Source organism: Acinetobacter sp. SAAs474 (genome assembly GCF_032823475.1).
Lineage (GTDB): Bacteria > Pseudomonadota > Gammaproteobacteria > Pseudomonadales > Moraxellaceae > Acinetobacter.
The window spans coordinates 1,628,468-1,650,787 of record NZ_CP127915.1 but is presented as its reverse complement, the minus strand read 5'-3'; the positions used below and the strand labels follow the sequence as shown (position 1 = coordinate 1,650,787).

The window sequence follows — 22,320 nt, the reverse complement described above, 5'->3', positions numbered from 1 at the left end:
CAATCTCAGAGATTATTCTCACCAACAATAATGAATAACTTACTCTGAAACCTTCTGATTGGGCAGTCAATAACGTAGCGGCAGTGATGTCACGAGCAAATATAAGCACTAATGTTTATTGTCAGCTAAATCCAAGTAGCGCATAAGATTATTTTACCTATTAGATCAATTTGTTTATCTTTATATTGAATTCTCCTCATATCACATCTGTTTTAGTCATTGAGATACACAAAATATATATATTGATCACAAACCCCACACAAAACTACAAAACAGATACACTTTGTCTCCAAAACTGTAAAATCTATCCATATCTTTTTAAAATGAATAAGTTAGAATGCCGATCAATGATTGATTGAAAGAATATAATCTGATGAAAGTTAAGTATCTTGCACTACTCCTTTTACCTTTTGGCTTAATGGCATGCCAATCAAGTGATATACAAAAAGCTGGAGATTTGGCAGTGTCAATTTTGCAACAACAAAATGCTGATCAAAGCCTGAGTGCGTATCAATGGCAGCTAACAACAGCAGGTGCTGAACAGCCGCTCATACTCAATTTTAATCAGGACGGCCGTGTTGCAATTAGTACTAGCTGTAACAATATGATGGGTTCATGGAAAGTACAAAATAATGTCCTCACCATAAGCTCACTTGCAGCCACACAAAAAAGCTGTGAAGAAAAAGCAATGCAGCAAGAAAATTTTGCCAGTAAATTACTGAATCAAGCACAGCTTCCTTTTGTATTAAATTTAACTGATCGTGAAGCACCAACACTTAGCTTGGTTGCTACAACGGGTGAAAAAGTTGTCTTTACGGGCAAAATGACGCCAGAAACCAAGTATCAATCACAAGGGGAAACGATCTTTTTAGAAGTTGCTCCAGATACTAAACCATGTACAGGTGTCGGTGCTCAAACTTGTATGCAAGTACGTGAAATCAAATATAATGAACAAGGACTGAAAACTTATACAGATCCAAACTGGACATTATTTTACAATCAAATCGAAGGCTTTCAGCTCAATCCGAATTTACGTCAAATTATTCGTGTAAAACGCTATACCTTAAAAAATCCTGCTGCAGATCAATCTAAATATGCGTATGTTTATGATATGACTGTACAAAGCGAAACGGTGAAACAATAATCAGATCATTAAGTAAATTTAAACGCGGATTTGCTTAATAATTCACCATAAAAAATACCCATTGATAAATATCAATGGGTATTTTTTTATAGCGATGAATAGATGAATGCTATGATTATCATTCATCTACTCTTAGGTGTTGAAGCGCTAAGCTTAATAAACACCTTGCGCCAACATTGCTTCAGCAACTTTGACAAAGCCTGCAATATTTGCACCGTTGACATAATTGACAGTACCATCTTCTTCAGTACCATATTTTACGCAGTTACGATGAATTTCTTTCATAATCGCATGTAGGCGCTCATCAACTTCTTCAAATGTCCAACCCAAACGAATCGCATTTTGTGACATTTCTAAACCAGAAGTTGCTACACCGCCTGCATTTGATGCTTTACCTGGTGCATACAGTACTTTTGCCGCAACAAACTGTTCTACAGCTTCTAATGTTGATGGCATGTTCGCGCCTTCTGCAACACAAATAACACCATTTGCAAGCAATGTTGCTGCATCACTAGCATCTAACTCATTCTGTGTTGCACATGGTAATGCAATATCACATTTAATTGACCAAGGACGTTGACCTTCAAGATATTCAAAGCCATGCTTTGCAGCAAACTCAGAAATACGACCACGTTTAACGTTTTTCAACTCCATTACTTCAGCCAGTAATTCTGTCGTAAAGCCATCTTTGACATAGACAGTACCACCAGAGTCAGATAATGAAACCACCTTAGCACCTAGATACATTGCTTTATCAGCAGCATATTGTGCCACATTACCAGAGCCAGAAATGGTCACAACTTTATCAACAAAGCTATCACCACGTGTTTTCAACATTTCTTCGGCAAAATATACGGTACCATAACCCGTTGCTTCAGGACGAGCCAATGAACCACCAAAGGTTAAACCTTTACCAGTAAATACGCATGAAGTATCATTGCTGAGTTTTTTCATCATCCCAGCCATATAACCTACTTCACGGCCACCGACACCAATATCGCCTGCAGGGATATCTGTATCTGAACCAAGATGACGATAAAGTTCAATCATCAACGCTTGACAGAAACGCATGATTTCACCTTCAGATTTACCTTTAGGGTCAAAATCTGAACCACCTTTACCACCACCCATTGGTAATGTTGTTAAAGCATTTTTAAATGTTTGTTCAAAACCCAAGAACTTTAGGATTGAAAGGTTCACTGAAGGATGGAAACGCATTCCCCCTTTAAATGGACCAATTGCTGAGTTGTACTGTACACGAAATGCACGGTTAACATGTGTTTGACCTTGGTCATCTACCCAAGAAACACGAAATTGAATTGCACGCTCTGGTTCTACAAGACGTTCAAGTAAACCATGTTCAGCATAACGTGGATTCTTTTCAATGAATGGCCAAAGACTGGTCATCACTTCTTCTACAGCTTGTAGAAACTCTGGTTGATGTGCATCACGTGTTTTAACGTAATCTAGGAAGTCGTTAAGGCTATTGTATTTCAACGCTTAATCCTCAGCAGAAATGGATCAAAATTGGTCAAAATTTCAATCAATGATTTATTTTGGCGCAAATCATTTAATATCTTTTGTCAAAAATCTACAACATTTTTTTAAATAAATTTTACTTAAGTGTTAAATAACAAATATTTATACTAAATATCTAAAAATAAAAAATATTAATTTTCAAGATGTTTTGCCAATAAAACACTTATTATTGCACAAATATAAGGCATATATTGTGCCAAATTAGATCAGAGGATAAATCAAATAATTCGTGCTAAAATTGTTTTTGATTTTAGTTTCCCTGTTTAAGCTGCATTTTGTTGCAGTTGTGGTACTTCGAATGAATTCACAAATTGCACTCATCCAGAATATTGATGCTTTACTTCCACAAACCCAATGTGGTTTATGTGGCCATCGTGATGGCTGCTTACCCTATGCAAAAGCAATTGCGGATGGTGAAGAGGCCAATAAATGTATTCCAGGTGGGCAACCTGTAGCAGATGCACTAGCAACATTGCTAGAACGTCCTCAACTCAGTGTTGAACCTAGTGTTTGGCCCATTCAAAGTGATGGTCGACCACAACGTATGAAAGCAATTATTCGTGAAGATGAATGTATTGGTTGCACCAAATGTATCAATGCATGCCCTGTCGATGCCATTATCGGGGCAGCAAAGCTCATGCATACCGTTTTTACCGATTTATGTACAGGTTGTGAACTGTGTATTCCACCCTGCCCAGTTGATTGCATTGATCTCGTTGAAGACCAGCAACCACTTGCTGATGAGATGACTCGGATTTTACAACAAAATGATCTACGACAACGCTATTATGCCCATATTCAACGTGAAGAAAAGAAAGGACGCAAACGTCAAGGTCCTGTCGTTCGGGCAGAAATAGATAGTCACTTATTCGCACAGTTCTCCACTCAGGCGGAGCATATTTCAACCATTGAATTAACAGCAAAAACAACCGTGAGTATGGTGACTGAAAATGCCAAAACTACCATTGAACTGGCAAAGATACGTACACAAATTAAAAAACTAGAAAAACAGCTTAGCTTAAGAGAGGATCATAAAAAACGTGATTTACTTCAGCAATTACAACAACAATTAACGGCATTAGGAGCTGCATGATGATCGTTAAGAATATGACTAAAAAGCAGATCCAAATTTTTTTTAGCCGTTTACGAGAACAGCGACCTCATCCAAAAACTGAACTCAACTATAGCAGTCCCTTTGAATTACTGGTTGCTGTCACACTCTCTGCACAAGCCACTGATGTTAGCGTCAATAAAGCAACTGATCGACTATTCCCTATAGCCAATACGCCTGAGGCAATCTATGCACTCGGTGTAGAAGGCTTAAAAACCTATATCAAAACCATTGGACTTTATAATGCCAAAGCAGAAAATGTCATCAAAACCTGTAAGATACTGATCGAAAAACACCATAGTCGTGTACCAGATAATCGTGCAGATTTGGAAGCATTACCCGGAGTCGGTCGTAAAACAGCCAATGTCGTACTCAATACCGCCTTTGGTCACCCAACGATGGCAGTAGATACACATATTTTCCGTCTTGGTAATCGCACAGGCCTCGCAGTAGGTAAAAACGTACTCGAAGTTGAACAGCGCTTAATGCGTGTTATTCCTAAAGAATTCATGGTTGATGCGCATCATTGGCTCATTTTACACGGCCGTTATTGCTGTACAGCACGAAAACCCAAATGTAACGAATGTGTTGTTGCAGATGTCTGCAATTGGCCAGATCGTTTTGAATTTGGTGCAGTCGCACCAGTCAACGTCAAAATAATACCTACGATCGATTAATTTGACTGATCTGTTTTATTTTTATGTTGCTGTTTTACCAACTTAGGATGTAATTGACGTTCAGGGGCTTTTTTAGCATTCAGCAAACGTTCTTCCTGACGAACCTTACGTAACATTTTATAACTCATGCTAAATAATACCAACAGCACTGCAATACATAATATAATTACAGCAATCACCACAATATTCTGCAATGTAATTTCCTCAATACAGCCACAAAAAAGAGCCCTAATATGAATGAGAGCTCTTTTTTTGTCAAAAAATTAACAGCAATGACTCAATCTATTTAGACTGATCCAAAATAGCAAATAAATCTATTTGCACATCTTCGATTGGGCGAAGACCATTTAATTTACTATAGGTAGGTGCATTCTCACCGGATGCAGCACGCCCTTGATAAAAGCCAACCAACTGCTCAGTTTCTGCATGGTAGGCAGTTAAACGCTTACGAATGGTCGCTTCTTGGTCATCTGGACGTTGGACTAGATCTTCGCCAGTTTCATCATCTTTATCTGCCACTTTAGGTGGATTATAAATTGTATGATAAACACGGCCAGACGCTGGATGTTGACGACGACCAGAAAGACGTTTCACAATTTCTTCATCTGGCACATCAATTTCAATCACGTGATCAATGCTAATCCCTTCGTTTTCCAAAGCCTCTGCTTGAGGAATGGTACGAGGAAAACCATCAAAAATACATCCATTTACACAATCAGGTTGTGCAATACGCTCTTTGACTAAGCCAATAATCAATTCATCTGATACCAAACCGCCATTATCCATGACGCTTTTAGCTTTCAGACCTAATTCAGTACCTTCACGAATTGCAGCACGGAGCATATCACCGGTTGAAATTTGTGGGACATTGTAGCGCTTACAGATCAACTGAGCTTGTGTTCCTTTCCCTGCTCCAGGTGGTCCGAGTAAGATAATGCGCATAATTTTAATATCCTCATTTTTTAACAATGTATATGACGCATCGTTCAATGGCGAATTTAACATTCGTCAATAAATTTAGCATCGAATTATAAAAAAACCACAAACATATGTAGTAAGCCAGCAAAAAAGCCAGTTACGCCTCCTAATACCACCAAAATCCATTCGTCTTCCTGAAATGCAGGACGTAACAAATTTTGAAACTCTTTAGGAGTCAAATCGCGAATGCGGTCACGAAACATTTGATAGATTTTTTGTGCACGGCTCGCATTAAACGCTGGGTCGCATACAGGCACCATCGTAATTTCAATTGAACGATCGATCAAGTCTGATTTAAGTCTTGCGTACTCTTTTGGCCCTAAAGATAGCTGCAATGTCGTACGAACCAACGGTGTTTCCATAATTTCATTAATATGACTTTTGACAATACGACGTGTTTTGTCCTTTCTTGGGCCATACATCATTTCCATCATGATCGTTTTTAAGGTAATTAAATCTTCTGTCACGACATGTGCAAATACATCAGATACCTCTTCTTGACGTTTAATAAAAGCACCTTGAATATTATAGGTATCCATATGTGGGACAACAGGTTTTATCCATGGAAATCGACGATCTTGAGTCCTGCTAAAGAATTTAGGATAACGAACAGGATGTGGATTTAATGGATTAAATACCATCCAAATCGCAATCCAGTTGGTTAAAAATCCCCAAATAGATGCCCAAAATGGAATCGTCCAATGCCACGGCACCAAAAGCCATACCAGCATCTGGAAAAAACCGAAACATGTTCCAATCAGTGCACTCATATGCCAAATAAAGTTAATTTCCTTTTGACCAACTTTTAAAAACATCCTTACCATTAAACGCCGGTCACTCTCCATACGACTGACCACCATTTCACGCATATCCACCAATGACTCAACATTTAAAATTAAATCAGTCACCAATTCCGTTAATATGTGAGGCAATTGTTTTTGTGCCTGTTGATAGATCCTTCGCTTAATGGAATAAGGTAAATTTTCCCACAGCACAGAGTGACGTTCCTGCATGACTTCGTCAATCAGATTATCTAACTCTGAAGTCACTTGAGCACCAATAATTGCAGCCATATCTTCCGGATCCATCGCTTCTAAAAACTCACGAATTGATCCAAGTTTCGATAGCGTATTATCAGTAATAATACCTGAAATACGCCCGGCTTTACGTGGCACAATACCTTGCCATCCAATCGGAATAGAGCCTACATGGAAGCCCCAAAAATGAATGGGGAAAAAAACCATTTTCAATGCCATCCAGACATGTGCCCATGTCACAAAAGCAGTGACAGGCACAATACTGATGACAGCCCAAAAGTCTGGACGATTTACAAACGTATGCCATAACTGTGGGATGTCTTCAAGCATGAATCATTTTTCCGTATTTCTTTCTCATTAAGTACTCATTTGAAGCTTAGCGATTCACTGCGACAATAAATGTAAGTCTTTAAAGGCTATATTTTGATATTTTTTTGTAAAATAGCGTATGCCATCACAATCCAAATCTTGAGTTAATTAAAATAAAACCATATGGCTTTAAACCACCACACAATGCTATATGTTTATCTATCATCACTTTTTTAGCATATCTTGCTTCAGCAATATTAACAATTGATCTCGGCTTGCAACAGTGTATATTTTAATGACTGAGCGTTTATATACACATCAATCTTGGCATTTACACACCATCGATATTCACTATGGCAGATATAGATTGATTCAGACCTTAGCTCACCTGATCGCATCCATAAAAGTGATAACGGACTGATCTTCAGCCTATAACAGCCCGTCGGATCTGCAAGAAAATCATCCTCATGATCATGCTGGAAAAACATGAAAACCGGCTGATCCTTTGTCAAGCAATCACGCTATGTTTACCATAACATTAGCCATGAAAAATAAGCAACTACATGCCAATATTTGCTTATTATTTCAACAATAAATCGCAGCCGTATGCAATTCAACGATAAAATCAGGTACATCAAATCGGCATCATGCTAAACTATGTCGCTTCTGTATTGTGACCGCCTCTGACTCGTCCATACGCACATATTGATCCATGACTTTTAATGCTCTTATAAAAAGTCAAACATTTGTGTTACACGATATACAATACAGCGATTTTTTTTAACTTACGTTAAAATAGCCGCCACAAATTTTAACCGCTCTAGTTTGATAGCCAAATCGTATATGAAATCGAATTTCCCACTTAAAAATGTGCAACAAGAAAAACGCATATTTCGTAATCGTGTCTTCATTGCGATTGGTATTGTCACACTATTTTTACTGCTATTGGTTGCTCGTTATGCCTACTTGCAAATTAGTAGCTATGATGAGTTTAGCACTGCTTCCGATAAAAACCGTATCCGACTACAACCTCTAGCCCCTGCTCGAGGTTATATTTATGATCGTAATGGGATTTTACTCGCAGATAATCTGCCTGTTTTTAATGCCACGATTAGCCGAGCGGATGTCGATGATATTGATGATACCATTCGTCGTCTTACGCCTATTCTTTCACTGACAGAAGAGGATATTGAACGCTTTAAAAGTCGTATTAAAACAGCACGTAAAACAGAACGTGTTTCGATTAAACTCAATTTAAATGAAACCGATATTGCTCGTTTTAGTGAAGTTAAATTTTTATTTCCTGGCGTCAACATTGAATTACAAATGACGCGCTATTATCCATATGGTGAATTATTTGCCCATGTGATTGGTTATGTTGGGCGAATTAATGATAAAGAGCTTAAACAAATTGATAAAGATGCCTACGCAGGAAGCAATTTAATTGGCAAAATTGGTGTAGAAAAATCCTACGAACACTTATTGCACGGTGTGCCAGGTAATGAGTCTATTGAAGCAGATGCTCATGGTAATGCATTACGACACCTTGGTCGCAAAGATCCTATTCGTGGTAATGACCTCTATCTTTCGATTGATTATGGCTTACAGGTCATTGCCAGTGAACAATTGGCAGGACGTCGTGGGGCAATCGTGGCTTTAGATCCTAAAACAGGTGAAGTACTGGCACTGGTTTCTAGCCCAAGCTTTAATCCTAATTTATTCGTGACTGGCATTAGCACCAAAGACTATTCAGGATTACGGGACAATTTGGATCAACCTCTATACAACCGTGCAGTCCAAGGGGCCTATCCACCAGGCTCAACCATTAAACCGATGTTTGGTTTAGGGGGATTACACTATGGCCTTGTAGATTGGCAGACAGCAATTTATGATCATGGCTATTTCACCTTACCGGGTGACTCACATAAATTCCGTGACTGGAAAAAAAGCGGTCACGGTGTGGTCGATTTACATAAAGCACAAGTCGTGTCTTGTGATACCTACTTCTATGTCTTGTCATATCGTATGGGCATCGAAAAAATGAATAACTGGATGCGTCGATTTGGTTTTGGTGAAAAAACTGGTATTGATCTTCCAAACGAAAGTTCTGGTCTCTATCCAAGTCCAGAATGGAAATTACGTACACGTAAAACAAAATGGCTCAAAGGTGAAACCATATCGGTTAGTATCGGACAAGGTGCTTTTACAGCAACACCATTACAATTAGCCATGGCAACTGCGATTACCGCCAACCAAGGTGCACATATTACACCACACGTTTTACGTGAAAGTAGAGGCGCTAAACCTTACAAGGTGACCAATGCCCCAGATGGTATGATTCAATTCAATGGTAAAGCAGAAGATTGGATCAAAATGCGTGACGCCATGGTCGATGTGATTAATGTTGGTACAGGTCGCGGTATTCGTACCCCAATGTATAGCATTGCAGGTAAAACAGGAACAGCTCAGGTTAAAAGTATTGCTCAAGGTAAAAAATATAACGAATCCTTACTGACAGAACGTCAACTTGACCATGGTTTATTTGTGGGTTTTGCACCTGCTGAAAATCCAGAAATTGCTGTTGCCGTCATTTGGGAGAACGGGCGTCATGGTGGATCTGCTGCGCAACTGGCCAAACCATTATTTGATTACTGGCTACTGACACGTAAGAAAAATCCAATTGTACCTACTGGTCATCATATTAGTGGTGGCTTAATGACTGCAGGGATTAAACCGAGTGAATTACCAAGTGGCAATCAAATTTTAAGTGCCGACCCAAATGCTGTTACCAACAATCAGCACGAAACTTCAGCTGCAAGACCTGCAACACGCCAAGCTACGATTGAGGAAGATTAATTCATGAAAAATCAACTACGTATCATTGGTGGTGAATGGAAAAGACGTCAACTTCCTTTTGCAAGTATTGAAGGGCTACGACCAACACCAGACCGTATTCGTGAAACCTTATTTAATTGGTTGATGTGGGATATTCAAAATAGCCATGTACTCGATGTATGTGCAGGTTCCGGTGCCTTGGCATTCGAAGCCTTATCACGAGGTGCAAGTCAGGTAGTGATGATTGAACCAGATAAAACTCAAGCAAAATATTTAAGAGAAAATTTAGAACGCTTACAAGTTACAGCACAACATGCCAAACTTAAAATCAATACTGCACAACAGATCTTACCGACCTTAATGGCAGATCAATTTGACGTGGTGTTTCTAGATCCACCTTATGCTTTAAATTTATGGGAAGAGTTGGCTCAATTGGTCGATCCATTGCTTAAGCCAGGTGGATTCGTGTATCTCGAAGCAGATCAAGATACTACACAGTTTAATTTACCCAAAACATGGCAACATATTAAGCAAACACGTGCCGGTACGGTCAGAGCAACGTTATTACAAAAAAATCAAGTATATCCAACAAGATCACAATCCAACTGTTGTCTTCTGCAAAATCTTGTTATGGTACATCCACATTATTTTAAAGAATTTTATTATGCAAATTCGTGATCAAATTGTTTTAGTCACTGGTGCTGCACGAGGTTTAGGATTAGCCATTACCCAAGCACTGATTGCTGAAGGTGCACGTGTTGTGGTCAACTATTTATCCAGTCATGATCAAGCTCAGCAATTGGCTCAACAGTATCCTGAGCAAGTCTTTATTTATCAAGCAGATGTTACTAAAAAAGATCAAGTTATTGCCCTAACGTCCGCAGCTAAACAGCACTTCGGTCAAGCGATTCATTGTGTCATCAATAATGCGCTGGTTCAATTTCAATTTAATGGTGAAGCTCGTACTCACATCGAAGACCTTTGTGCAGATCAAATGCAACAACAATTTAATGGTGCAGTGTTGGCAGCACTCTATACCACACAAGCCTGTTTAGCAGATATGAAACAGGCTGGATTTGGTCGTATTGTCAATATTGGAACCAATCTGGTACAGAATCCAGTTGTTCCTTATCATGATTATACCGCTGCAAAAGCGGCATTGTTGGCATTTACACGCACAGCAGCACATGATTTAGGTCAATATGGTATTAATGTCAATATGCTATCAGGCGGCTTATTGCAAAGTACTGATGCCAGTAAAATGACCCCTGAAACTGTTTTTGATTTTATTGCAGCAGCCACACCATTACGTCGCGTCACGACACCAGATGAGTTTGCTGCAGCAATGATGATGTTCTTATCACCTTATGCTCGTGCAGTTACGGGACAAAACTTAATCGTTGATGGTGGTTTAGTTAAGGGTTAAATTCAGCCAAGATTTAGACTTCATCACCAGAATAATCTCGCGTAAAAATTAAAATTGCGATAAATGAAGTCTAAACGTTTTACTTTGTATGATTTTGGATAAAATATGTCGAGTTTTTAAACACTTAGCTTTATTTCTATAAAATTCGTCTCAAAATATTTATACAATAGGATTTATTGTTACTCATTTCTGAGCTCCCATGAAATTCTATGTTGTTCTCATCGCCGCTTTACTACTTGGAGGCTGCATATTCTCAAATTCAGGAGATATTGATACAGCAGAGCAACTTTTTGATAAATTTCATTGTAATAATATTGAAAGCAATCAAATGCTACATAGCTCAATTACCTCATATCACGAGCGCACATTATATAATTCTAAGCAAAAAGCACAGCAATATATTGAACGCTATAAAGAAGGTGAAACATTATTTAACATCCCTCTCTCAGAAGTTATTGAACAACAATATTTGATCTATATTGAGGCTTGCCAAAATTTAGGTGGTGTTCCCATTTCCCATGAAACAGCACAAGATACGTTATCCTCAGAATAAATAAAAACCATATTTATACTAATCTATCAATATCATAGAAATGTTTAATCATGAATATATCCATCACAATAATGCAATCTAACATCTAACTCTATGTTCTATATCGATACTTATTTTGTTGAATATTGGTTTAAATGTTACGTAAAACTTCTATTTAAATGACAGAAAAATTTATATGGTATATGGCATAAAGTAATCTCTTTATCATAAACATGAATAAACTTGGTGACATTATGAAAAAAACAGCTTTAGTCTTATGTATGTTAGCCGTTGCACTTACAGCATGTAGTAAACCCAAATCGGAAGAACAAAAAACGACAGAGCAAAGTACGGTGACCGCAAGCAGTCAAGCGACTGTAGCCAGCGAAAGTACACAAGCTCAGGCACCATCGGACGATAATGCACAAACTGCGTTAGATTGGGCGGGTGATTATAAAGGCGTTTTACCTTGTGCAGATTGTGAAGGAATTAAAACAGAACTTGAATTAAATCAAGATAAAACTTATGAGCTCACCCAAGAATATTTAGGCCGTAAAGATCAGCAAAAATCAACCATCAAAGGTAGCTTTACATTTGATGCAAAAAATCCATCCATCATTATTTTAAGTGCGGCTGCAGATCACCAAAAATATTTTGTGGGTGAAAACTATGTTGCATTACGTGCAGCAGAAACAGGTGAAGCCATTACTGGGCCAATGGCAGATTTATATAAACTTACCAAAGAAACACCTTAAGCCTGATATGATCAGTAGGCCGCTTTAGCGGCTATCGCACACCCAATAAAACGATCAAACATCAATCCACGATCATGCGAGCAGAAACTATTTGCTGGCATGATTTAATTATTTAATATTATCAATAACTGAATCATGTAAGGCTTACAATAAATAGTGGAATTTTATCGCCTATTCACTGACTCAGAATAACAATAGCAGCATTGATATATGATTAAGATACACCATTCAGGCAATGCTTAAACCTCTCTACGCTGAAGAGCCAAATTTTGGCTGCGATATCACCCAGATATAAAGCGATATGTTTCATGGTATTACGCCATCATCCATATTAGAAAATTAAGACGTAACACCATAATATTTAACAGAAAACAATATATTTAATCCTGATCTTTAGAGTTAGACTGTTGTAAAGCTTCAATTAAATCATGTTTATTAACATTTTTATATTCCGGTTTAGATTCATAACCCAACCATGCTTGTTTGACTTTTTCATCAGAAATGTTATCCAAACTAATGCTTTCATTGGGCGTTGGTGTCTTTTCAAATTTTAATGTTGTCATACTCATACCTATATTTCAGCCATTTTAATCAACATAACAGTTTTCTACAGAGTTTCAAGGGTAAAATCACAACAAATCCTTCAGTTTGATTTTTCTTTTTAGACGTTCTCATCTAAAATACCGAGTTATTAAAATATGCTCATTATGAGCATATGGTTTTTATTTTGGAGTTGTCTACTCATGTCATACCTGACCCTTTCCCAATTCTTACAAAAACAAAGTGGTTTCCTTACGCCTGAACTTTCTCAAGTGATTGAAACTATTGCAAATACTTGTAAGACAATCGATCAAGCCCTACAAAAAGGTGCCTTGGCAGGTATATTGGGAAGTGCTGAACATGAAAACGTTCAGGGGGAAACTCAAAAAAAATTAGATATTATTTCCAATGACTATCTTATAGATGCACTTCGTGTTCATCCTCATGTAGCAGGTTTAGCTTCAGAAGAATTAGATGAGTTCACAGCAGCACAAGAAAATGGAGAATATTTAGTCTTATTTGATCCACTCGATGGTTCAAGCAATATTGATATTAACATGTGTGTCGGTACGATTTTTTCAGTTTTACCTGCTAAAAATGCAGTGACTCAAGCAGAAGATTTTTTACAGGCAGGAATTCATCAAGTGGCTGCAGGTTATGTGCTTTATGGCCCATCAACCATGCTTGTCCTTACGGTAGGTGCTGGTGTAGTTTTCTTTACATTACATCCTGAAACACAAGAATTTTTATTAACCTCAGAACAGATTACTGTAGCAGCAGATACCCAAGAATATGCCATCAATGCATCGAATCAACGTCATTGGGAAGCAGCTGTTCAACGTTATATTGATGAATTACTTGCTGGAAAAACAGGACCACGTGCTAAAGATTTCAATATGCGCTGGGTAGCGTGTATGGTCGGTGATATTCATCGTATTTTATGTCGTTCTGGTATTTTTATGTATCCATACGATACAAAAGATCCTAAAAAAGCAGGACGTTTACGCCTAATGTATGAGGCAAACCCAATGAGCATGTTAATTGAACAAGCCGGTGGAGCATCAAGTACAGGTCGTGTACGTATTTTAGAAATTGAACCTACAGAACTTCATCAACGTGTGCCTGTGATTATTGGCTCTAAAAATGAAGTTAATTTAGTTAGTCAATATCACCATTAATTTATTATAGGAAGTAAGCCAATCTCAATATTTGCTTACTTCCATGGATACAACTGCCATGCCTGCTTTTTTTCTTGAATCAAAAGACAATCCTAAAATTAAATATCTACGTGGCTTAATTGAACAAAATTCATGCCGTAAAAAAAATCGCCAAACGGTACTCGAAGGCACACATTTAACCCTATCATGGTTAGAAAAAAATCGTAAAATTCATTCGCTTTTTACAACAGAAATTGCTTATGCACATGCGGATCTTGAAAAAATTGCATCATTATATCCAGGCAATATTTTTATCCTCAGCGAATCTTTGTATCAAGATTTAAGTACATTAGGCACATCCTTAGCTTGCCTCGCTATTGTTGATTTACCGAGCACTAGCAAAGCACTTGACTTTGACTCAGATACACTTATTTTAGACAATATTCAAGATCCAGGAAATGTGGGTACATTATTGCGCTCTGCTGCTGCTGCGGGTATTGAACAAGTAGTGTGTAGTAAAGGTTCTGCATCGATTTGGTCACCACGGGTATTACGTGCAGGCATGGGAGCACACTTTAGTTTACGTACTTATGAAAATGTACAACTAGAAGATATCCTAGAGCGGTTTTCTATTCCGGTTTATGTGACTAGCTCACATCAACCGCAAAGTATTTATCAGCAAGACTTAACCCAACCTTGTGCTTGGATTTTAGGTAATGAAGGACAAGGGGCATCCAGTTATGCCTTACAACATGCTGAAGCTGTAACGATTCCCCAGCCAGGTGGACAAGAATCATTGAATGTTGCTATAGCAGGATCAATTTGTTTATTTGAGATGGTTCGTCAACGGCTATAAAATAGCTTAAGTTATACGACACTTTGATAAAAATAGATTACACTAGAAAAATAATCATATGTGATGTCAACCTAACCATTATTTTTAACGTTATATGTGTATGAACTTAAAAATAATGGTGGGTATCCAATGACAGGATTTTCCATCTCTATGGATGAAGTACCAAAACGACTGCCGTCGGAAAATTCAAGTACTCTTAAGAGTACTGCTGAATTACGCCTGAAGAATTTTATGCAAGAGGTCACTGGACGTGCTTTAGTCATGATGGAAAGTGCGACGCATGGTCAAGATGGTATTGCCATGGATCTGGTACAAGAATCTTTTATTGCTTTACATAAATCTTATGCAGATAAATCTACAGAAGAATGGTATCCCCTGTTCTACACAATTTTAAACAACAAATTACAAGACTGGCGTCGTAAAGAAACGCGCCGTAATCAACCTTTTTCTTTTTTTAAAAAGGTGAGCCTTGATGATCATGATATGGAACAATTAGATATTGTTGATGACAATAGCCCTAATCCATATACTTTTCTTGATCAGGCCGTTACGGCTGAAGAAATTCAAGCAGCGATTGCTCAACTTCCTGTACGACAGCAACAAGCTTTTATGTTGCGTGTATGGGAAGGTTTTGATACCCATACTACGGCTCAAATTATGAACTGTAGTGAGGGCAGTGTTAAAACCCATTATCACCGCGCTATTCAGGCTTTACGAGCCAATCTAGCACATATGGATCCTTACTCAGGAGAATCATCACAATGAAACAAGATGATTTCTTAAAACAAGTAACCAAAAAACTTGATGGATTGGCCTATCACCATCAAAATAAACCGCAAGTGATGAATCATGTTTTAGATCATATCGAAAACAAAAAAACATCACGCTTTGGGCTATTTAAGATGTCTGGTTTTGCTATAGCAGCAACGCTTGCTGGCTTAATTATATTACCCAACTCAATCGATGTGACATCACAACCAGATAACCAAGTGATTGTTTCACCCAAACTTTCACCACAAATGGTTGAAGATCTTGAAATGTTGATGGTTCTTGGTGAGGATACACCTGCTCATGGCAGCTAAAAATTTTGTAATTGCCTTATGTACATTGGGATTTTTGCAAACAAGTTTTGCTGGTTTTGAACGTTTTTGGATTTTTTCTAAGAATGCTGATGCCCAAGTGACAGAAGCATGGGAAAATATGTCTGACGAAGAACAGCAAGCGTTGATTAAACGTTATCAGTCACTCAAAGAAGTTCCACATCAAAGCAGTACGGCACTCCAACAACGCATGGACTGGTTTGCACAACTACCTGATGCAGAAAAACAAAAAATGCGTGAAACTTGGCAAAAAATGAGTGTACAAGAGCGTAAAGAGTTAGCATATCGCTTACAGAAAGCCACACCTGAAGAACGTAGCGCGATCCGCGAAGAGTATATTGAAAAATTTAATAATAATGCATCATCACATCATGTCATCAAGGATTAGGCCCATACATTTTAAAAGCTCAATGCTTGGCATGTTATCAAATAGACCTTATCAAGGTCTATTTTTTACATTACATGTTAATGATGTTTACCATCACCCATATTGCTGTCAGCACTGATATTCATCAATCAATGCATAAATCTGTCTTAAATTAGAGCCACTCAGCTTAATACGATCACCTTTTAACAATTGTATTATTCTTTCTAGCAACTGTAATAAAACAGATGTTTGATGTGGACCATGGATCAATAAATAATCAATAATTTGTTGATCCATATGAATGCCTCTACGTTCTAAAACAGAATTCACCAAGGCGACACGATCTGCAAATAAGCTACCATTAGGCACTTTGACACTTACGGCCTGCGTTAAACGTGATTGTAAATCAGGTAATTCTAATTTAAGTTCAATTGGCGCAAAACGTGAGGAAAAAATCAGTTGTCCACCAACTTCATGACTATAATTAATTAAATGAAATACAGCACGTTGCCAATGAGGTACACCACTAATAGCTTCAATGTCATCTAATGCCACTAAATCATACTGCTCTAACGAAGTAATGGCTTCTGTAGGTGCATCTAAAACCTCAAGCAAGGAAACTTTAATGGCCGTTTTACCTATTTCCAAATATGAATCACAAATTGCTGAAAGTAGATGACTTTTACCACTACCTGCACCGCCATAGATATAAAATCGATTGACAAGTCCTGCATGTAACTGGCGTACAGCATCTATAACATGGCCCCAACCAGGACCCGAAAAGTCTCCAATTCGGGCATCCAATTGAGGTTCTATGTCGAGTTGCAATTGACGCATATTGTAATGTTATCCCGTTAAGAATCTTGATGCTCTGATTTAGTGATTTTACTCGATTTCTCAACTGTTTGTTCAGAATCAACAGCATGATCATAAAGATTAATCGACACATCAACCTTATCTGCATCGATATTAAATGCATCTTTGGCTGAATCTTGTATCATTATCGTGGTATGAGCACCATACATACGCGATTTTTCATAAAAATCACGTAAATGTCTGAGTAATACTACAATCACTGCTGCAACAGGTAAAGCAATTAGCATCCCTAAAAAGCCACCCAGTTGCGCGCCTGCTAATACCGCGAATACGACAGCAACAGGCGATAAACCAATTTTGTCACCGAGTAAAAATGGCTGTAATACATAACCTTCAGCAGCTTGACCAATCATAAAGACCACACCAACCAAAATAAACTGCATCCAATCCAGTCCAAATTGGAAAAATGTTGCAACACAAGCGGCAATAATGCCCACCGCAAAGCCAAGATAAGGAATGATACTGGCTAAACCGGCCACCATACCAATGATTAATCCAACTTCCAATCCAATTAATTGCAAACCTACAGCATAAATAATCCCCAACAAGATCATCACCAAAAATTGCCCTTTGACAAATGCACCTAAAACACTATGGCATTCATGCACAATAATTAAGGTGTTTTTTTCATAAGGACGAGGAATCAAACGTTGAAAACTTTCCAACATACGATTCCAGTCGAGTAAAAAATAGAAGGTAATAATTGGAATTAAAACGACTGTTCCGCCAATTTGAATAAAATTTAAGCCCGATTGTGCCACTCTTAAAACTAATGCTTGAATACTATCAACACTATAATTGGTTTGAATATATTCCATGACTGTTTTAGATAAATGATCAGTATCGATTTCTAAAGGGATTAAGTTAAATGTTTTAGAAAACCATGGTAGAAACTCATAATTTACCCAATGAATTCCAGCAGGAATACTTGATTTTGCATACATCAGCTGTTGCCAGATTAATGGCACTAAATACCACATCGCCCAAGTAATAACGCAACCGATACCAATAAATACAATACTTATCGCCAACCAACGTGGCAAACCAATTTTATGTAGCCGATTTACCAACGGACTGAATAAATAAGCAATAAAAAATGCAGCGACAAAAGGAATGACTACCGGTTTTAATAAGTATAAAACCCATAGAATCAAAGCAATTCCACATAAGATTAATATGCGACGTAAGGTGCGATCTACCATAGAAGTTCACCTTTTTAAGGTTTATTGATTATATATAAAAAAATATTTGAATTAAGATAGCATTTTAGCGCAGAAATAACATAAGAGTTTCATATATTCAGGTATAATCGCCACGCGAATGCGGAGACTTCATTATGAGCAACTCAACTTCTACCCCAAATACTGGTTTAAGCTATAAAGATGCAGGTGTCGACATTGAAGCGGGCGACTTATTAGTCGATCGTATCAAATCTGTCGCTAAGCGTACTACTCGTCCTGAAGTAATGGGCGGATTAGGCGGCTTCGGTGCACTTTGTAAAATTCCTAAAGGTTATGAAGAACCTGTTCTCGTATCAGGCACGGATGGTGTTGGTACAAAATTACGTTTAGCACTCAACTTAAACCGTCATGACACGATTGGTCAAGATTTAGTTGCAATGTGTGTAAATGATCTTCTTGTGTGCGGTGCAGAACCACTATTTTTCCTTGATTACTATGCAACAGGCCATTTAAATGTCGATGTTGCTGCAAATGTTGTTACAGGTATTGGTAAAGGTTGTGAACTTGCTGGCTGTGCATTGGTTGGTGGTGAAACCGCTGAAATGCCAGGAATGTATGAAGGCGAAGATTATGACTTGGCAGGTTTCTCTGTCGGCGTAGTTGAAGCAAGTAAAATTATTGACGGTACCAAAGTTAAAGCGGGTGATGTCTTAATTGGTTTAGCTTCTTCAGGCGCACATTCCAACGGCTATTCACTTTTGCGTAAAATTTTAGATGTTAAAAATGTCGATCTTACACAAATCGTAGATGGTCGCCCACTTGCAGACACCGCAATGGAACCTACACGTATTTATGTAAAACCTATTTTAGAGCTATGTAAACACATTGATGTACATGCAATGGCACACATTACGGGAGGTGGTTTACCTGGTAACTTACCTCGTGTACTCCCAAATGGTGCTCAAGCTGTAATCAATGAAGCATCTTGGCAATGGCCTGAATTATTTACACTACTACAAAAAGAAGGTGGTGTAGCACAATTTGAAATGTATCGTACCTTTAACTGTGGTGTTGGTATGGTGATTGCAATTGATGCAGCAGATGCAGATCAGACCATTGAGATTTTAACGGCTCAAGGTGAAAAAGCATGGAAAATTGGTCATATTCAGGATCATCCTGAATCAATTGAAGGTGCTGACGAAAAAATCCGTGTGATTTTTGCTTAATAGATCGCTCATGACTAATATTGCTGTACTGGTTTCTGGAAATGGAAGTAACTTACAAGCCCTGATTGATGCCAATCTATCAGGTAATATTGTGGGGGTTATTTCTAATCATCCAGCAGCCTTTGCTCTTACACGTGCACAAAATGCAGGTATTAAAACTGCAGTGATTGAACATAAGCAATATCCAAATCGCGAAAGTTTTGATGCTGCAATGCATCAACAATTAGTAGATTGGCAAGTTGACTTAGTGATTTTAGCTGGTTTTATGCGAATTTTGAGTGCTTCATTTGTACAGACTTGGCAAGGGAAAATGGTGAATATTCATCCATCCCTACTGCCCTACTACAAAGGAATGCATACACATCAACGTGTTTTAAATACGGGTGATTTACTTCATGGATGTACGGTACATTACGTCACAGCTGAGCTAGATGCAGGTCAAGCACTTGCACAAGGTGTGCTGAGCGTTCACCACCATGATACGGTACAATCATTAGCAGCACGTGTACATCAACTTGAACATATCATCTATCCTCAAGTGATTGAATGGATTTGTAATGGTACCATGCAATATACCGCACAAGGTGTATTGTATCGCAATCAAAAATTACAGGCACCCATTCAGTTTTGTAAGCTATAAGCTTGAGTCAAATAAAAAAACGCATCTTTGGATGCGTTTTTTTATTCATTCGTAATGCTGAGATGATCCGTTTTCTGGATAACCTCGCATTTTTTTATACAAAATATACCATTGTTTATGCGCTATGTTGCATTTGATGAATAAGCAACAGCATAGCCACTGTCGACCAATAACCAATCTATTAATGGTTTAACTGGTTTTTTGTTTAATGAATTGCGCAACCAATGCCGGACACTCCAAAGGGAACATATGACCACCCGCGATCACATCAAAATGAATGCCAAATTTTTTTTCAGCTTTTTGTGGAAATTTTCGCACTAAAAATGGCCCATGTTCTGCCACCAGCATATCAACAGGAATTTGGGGTTTTTGCTGAGGTAACCACCATAATGAAGGGTTGGTTCGAAAAATTTTTACTTCATCTTCACGTGAAATGGTCAACTCAACTCCCCCCCGTATACGATCTTCTTTTAAAGCATGATCAAGATATGCCTGAAAACAGGCATCATCAAAATCTTTATAGAATGCTTTAGGCCGTAACAAAGTTGCAGCTTGCTCACGAGATTCCCAATGATCACGACGGCGCTTAGACAATCCTGCCGGAGACATTTTATCCAATATTTTCAAGTTCAGCATTTTAGCAAAATGTAATGCAAAACCTTCTTTACCCATTATCAGTGGTGGATCCAACATGATCACGCGCTCAAACAGTTCAGGGCATCTTAAGGCTGCTTGAAACGTCAACACTGACCCTAATGAATGTCCTAAACCAATCACTTTGCGGCCATTCGCTTGCTGAACAATACTATCGATAATTTGTTGCGTTAAACTACGCCAATGATTATCAATGGGATAGCGTTTATCTGGCCCAATTAAAGGGACATAAATAATGTCATAATCATCTTGTAGTAAATCAAAAAGCTTTTGATAAACTAAAGAAGGCACGCCATTGGCATGCGCAAAGTGAATCAGTGGTTTCATTGTAAATGTGGATTCTGTTCTGTTTGAACTTGTTTAGAAATTGATGTTGCAAAACCATCACCAATGCTTGCACCCATCCGTCCGAGAATCGATTCTAATGGATTATATTCAATGGTATAGTTTACCGCCTGATCTATTTTTAACTCACGCTTTAAACTTTGTAAACTACCAATTTTATCTGCAACACCTAATTTGACTGCTTGGTCACCTGTCCAAAATAATCCAGAAAAAATTGCAGGATCATTTGATTTTAAACGTGTACCACGTCCTTGCTTAACTGCATCAATAAAATGTGAATGCACATCATCTAAAACAGCTTGTACATGTGCTCTTTGTTCAGGATTCACAGGCTGAGTCATCGATAAAATATCTTTATTTTTTCCAGCTGTTAACGTGCGATCTTCCACACCTAGTTTTTGCATTAAACCGGTAACGCCATAATTTGGCATGATCACACCAATTGATCCCACCAAACTTGAAGGGTTTACAATAATTTCATCTGCTGCCGAAGCAATATAATATGCACCAGAAGCGCCAGTATCACCAATTACAGCATATACTTTTTTATCTTTATGTATTTTTTTTAGATATTGAATTTCTTGCCAAATTTCATCGGATTGTACCGGCGAACCTCCAGGCGAATTAATATTCAGCACCACAGCTTTACTATTGACATTATCAAAAGCTTTATTCAGCGACTTAATGGTATTAACACTATTAACGCTTTGTTGGTCTGCTGCAATTGTGCCAATAATATCCACCACAGCCAAATGTTCTGTAGACGTTGGTACATCGGATGATGTCGTGCTACAACCTTTCCACATAAATCCCAATAAAATAATTAAATAACCAAACGTTAAGCATTTAAAGAAAATACTCCAACGGCGTGATCTACGCTGTTCTTCAACAGAAACCAGCACGACTTTTTCTAGTAGCTTCCACTCTTGTCCAGTTGGTTGTTGGGAATTAAGTGGTGTGTTTTGTTGATCATTCTGAGGTTTGGGTGGCCAATCAGACATAATTTTAAATATCCAGATAAAAAATTAAACTTAA

Annotated in this window: 23 protein-coding genes and 1 pseudogene; 15 read left to right on the top strand and 9 right to left on the bottom strand. The window is 38.0% G+C overall.

What is annotated here, in order from left to right; all coding sequences use genetic code 11:
- Positions 1–373 precede the first annotated feature (373 nt).
- Positions 374–1,144, top strand: coding sequence for an META and DUF4377 domain-containing protein (locus QSG86_RS08665; protein WP_317031120.1), 771 nt, complete (start codon positions 374–376; stop codon positions 1,142–1,144).
- Between the two features lie 153 nt (positions 1,145–1,297).
- Here QSG86_RS08665 and gdhA read toward each other — a convergent pair whose 3' ends face one another.
- Positions 1,298–2,641 carry an NADP-specific glutamate dehydrogenase gene (gene gdhA / locus QSG86_RS08660; RefSeq protein WP_410487455.1) on the bottom strand — a complete coding sequence of 448 codons (1,344 nt, stop codon included), beginning with the start codon at positions 2,639–2,641 and terminating at the stop codon, positions 1,298–1,300.
- A gap of 340 nt (positions 2,642–2,981) precedes the next feature.
- On the opposite strand from gdhA, the gene QSG86_RS08655 reads away from it, so the two are divergent.
- Both QSG86_RS08655 and nth read left to right on the top strand, forming a co-directional pair.
- On the top strand, positions 2,982–3,776 hold the full coding sequence (locus QSG86_RS08655; RefSeq protein ID WP_317031119.1) for an RnfABCDGE type electron transport complex subunit B: 795 nt from the start codon (positions 2,982–2,984) through the stop codon (positions 3,774–3,776).
- Positions 3,776–4,471 carry an endonuclease III gene (gene nth, locus QSG86_RS08650; protein ID WP_317032713.1) on the top strand — a complete coding sequence of 232 codons (696 nt, stop codon included), beginning with the start codon at positions 3,776–3,778 and terminating at the stop codon, positions 4,469–4,471. Before QSG86_RS08655 ends, nth begins: the two co-directional genes overlap by 1 nt.
- Here the strand turns inward: nth and QSG86_RS08645 are convergent.
- From QSG86_RS08645 to QSG86_RS08635, 3 genes are all read right to left on the bottom strand, one after another.
- Entirely contained in the window at positions 4,468–4,665 is a 198-nt protein-coding gene (locus QSG86_RS08645) for a hypothetical protein (RefSeq protein ID WP_317031118.1), read from the bottom strand. The two genes, nth and QSG86_RS08645, sit on opposite strands and share 4 nt — an antisense overlap.
- Positions 4,666–4,753: 88 nt before the next feature.
- A complete protein-coding gene (gene adk, locus QSG86_RS08640) occupies positions 4,754–5,413 on the bottom strand; it encodes an adenylate kinase (RefSeq protein WP_317031117.1) in 660 nt (219 codons plus the stop codon).
- Positions 5,414–5,499: 86 nt separating this feature from the next.
- Positions 5,500–6,816, bottom strand: coding sequence for a hypothetical protein (locus QSG86_RS08635; RefSeq protein WP_317031116.1), 1,317 nt, complete (start codon positions 6,814–6,816; stop codon positions 5,500–5,502).
- 822 nt (positions 6,817–7,638) lie between these two features.
- On the opposite strand from QSG86_RS08635, the gene mrdA reads away from it, so the two are divergent.
- The 5 genes and pseudogenes from mrdA (at position 7,639) to QSG86_RS08610 (ending at position 12,343) form a co-directional block, all read left to right on the top strand.
- Positions 7,639–9,651: a penicillin-binding protein 2 gene (gene mrdA, locus QSG86_RS08630; RefSeq protein ID WP_317031115.1), complete on the top strand. Its 2,013-nt coding sequence runs from the start codon at positions 7,639–7,641 to the stop codon at positions 9,649–9,651.
- 3 nt (positions 9,652–9,654) lie between these two features.
- A pseudogene (gene rsmD / locus QSG86_RS08625) lies at positions 9,655–10,206 on the top strand (16S rRNA (guanine(966)-N(2))-methyltransferase RsmD); the annotation flags it as partial.
- A gap of 88 nt (positions 10,207–10,294) precedes the next feature.
- The gene (locus QSG86_RS08620) at positions 10,295–11,056 is read left to right on the top strand and encodes a 3-oxoacyl-ACP reductase (RefSeq protein ID WP_317031114.1); all 762 of its coding nucleotides are present in this window, start codon (positions 10,295–10,297) and stop codon (positions 11,054–11,056) included.
- Positions 11,057–11,255: 199 nt separating this feature from the next.
- On the top strand, positions 11,256–11,609 hold the full coding sequence (locus tag QSG86_RS08615; protein WP_317031113.1) for a hypothetical protein: 354 nt from the start codon (positions 11,256–11,258) through the stop codon (positions 11,607–11,609).
- A 233-nt stretch (positions 11,610–11,842) separates the two neighbouring features.
- Positions 11,843–12,343 carry a copper resistance protein NlpE gene (locus tag QSG86_RS08610; RefSeq protein WP_317031112.1) on the top strand — a complete coding sequence of 167 codons (501 nt, stop codon included), beginning with the start codon at positions 11,843–11,845 and terminating at the stop codon, positions 12,341–12,343.
- 380 nt (positions 12,344–12,723) lie between these two features.
- On the opposite strand, the gene QSG86_RS08605 is transcribed toward QSG86_RS08610, so the two are convergent.
- Entirely contained in the window at positions 12,724–12,906 is a 183-nt protein-coding gene (locus QSG86_RS08605) for an NF038105 family protein (protein ID WP_317031111.1), read from the bottom strand.
- Between the two features lie 180 nt (positions 12,907–13,086).
- Between QSG86_RS08605 and QSG86_RS08600 the strand changes: the two genes are divergently transcribed.
- The 5 genes from QSG86_RS08600 (at position 13,087) to QSG86_RS08580 (ending at position 16,384) form a co-directional block, all read left to right on the top strand.
- The gene (locus QSG86_RS08600; protein WP_317031110.1) at positions 13,087–14,061 is read left to right on the top strand and encodes a class 1 fructose-bisphosphatase; all 975 of its coding nucleotides are present in this window, start codon (positions 13,087–13,089) and stop codon (positions 14,059–14,061) included.
- A gap of 58 nt (positions 14,062–14,119) precedes the next feature.
- Positions 14,120–14,896 (top strand): RNA methyltransferase, encoded by a 777-nt coding sequence (locus tag QSG86_RS08595; protein ID WP_317031109.1) that lies wholly within the window; start codon positions 14,120–14,122, stop codon positions 14,894–14,896.
- A gap of 150 nt (positions 14,897–15,046) precedes the next feature.
- Positions 15,047–15,661, top strand: coding sequence for an RNA polymerase sigma factor (locus QSG86_RS08590; protein ID WP_317032712.1), 615 nt, complete (start codon positions 15,047–15,049; stop codon positions 15,659–15,661).
- On the top strand, positions 15,658–15,978 hold the full coding sequence (locus tag QSG86_RS08585) for a hypothetical protein (protein ID WP_317031108.1): 321 nt from the start codon (positions 15,658–15,660) through the stop codon (positions 15,976–15,978). Before QSG86_RS08590 ends, QSG86_RS08585 begins: the two co-directional genes overlap by 4 nt.
- Complete coding sequence (locus QSG86_RS08580) at positions 15,968–16,384, top strand: DUF3106 domain-containing protein (RefSeq protein ID WP_317031107.1); 417 nt, start codon at positions 15,968–15,970, stop codon at positions 16,382–16,384. Before QSG86_RS08585 ends, QSG86_RS08580 begins: the two co-directional genes overlap by 11 nt.
- Before the next feature lie 108 nt (positions 16,385–16,492).
- On the opposite strand, the gene hda is transcribed toward QSG86_RS08580, so the two are convergent.
- Both hda and cxpE read right to left on the bottom strand, forming a co-directional pair.
- Positions 16,493–17,200, bottom strand: coding sequence for a DnaA regulatory inactivator Hda (hda, locus tag QSG86_RS08575; RefSeq protein WP_317031106.1), 708 nt, complete (start codon positions 17,198–17,200; stop codon positions 16,493–16,495).
- Between the two features lie 17 nt (positions 17,201–17,217).
- Positions 17,218–18,441 carry a chloramphenicol efflux transporter CxpE gene (gene cxpE, locus QSG86_RS08570; RefSeq protein ID WP_317031105.1) on the bottom strand — a complete coding sequence of 408 codons (1,224 nt, stop codon included), beginning with the start codon at positions 18,439–18,441 and terminating at the stop codon, positions 17,218–17,220.
- Positions 18,442–18,575: 134 nt separating this feature from the next.
- Here cxpE and purM point away from each other — a divergent pair, with 134 nt between their 5' ends.
- Both purM and purN read left to right on the top strand, forming a co-directional pair.
- The gene (gene purM / locus QSG86_RS08565) at positions 18,576–19,646 is read left to right on the top strand and encodes a phosphoribosylformylglycinamidine cyclo-ligase (protein ID WP_317031104.1); all 1,071 of its coding nucleotides are present in this window, start codon (positions 18,576–18,578) and stop codon (positions 19,644–19,646) included.
- A gap of 10 nt (positions 19,647–19,656) precedes the next feature.
- On the top strand, positions 19,657–20,286 hold the full coding sequence (purN, locus tag QSG86_RS08560; RefSeq protein WP_317031103.1) for a phosphoribosylglycinamide formyltransferase: 630 nt from the start codon (positions 19,657–19,659) through the stop codon (positions 20,284–20,286).
- A 189-nt stretch (positions 20,287–20,475) separates the two neighbouring features.
- Here the strand turns inward: purN and QSG86_RS08555 are convergent, their stop codons facing one another.
- Entirely contained in the window at positions 20,476–21,267 is a 792-nt protein-coding gene (locus QSG86_RS08555; protein ID WP_317031102.1) for an alpha/beta hydrolase, read from the bottom strand.
- Positions 21,264–22,286, bottom strand: coding sequence for a signal peptide peptidase SppA (sppA, locus tag QSG86_RS08550; protein WP_317031101.1), 1,023 nt, complete (start codon positions 22,284–22,286; stop codon positions 21,264–21,266). The genes QSG86_RS08555 and sppA overlap by 4 nt, the downstream gene beginning before the upstream one ends.
- Positions 22,287–22,320: the final 34 nt, after the last annotated feature.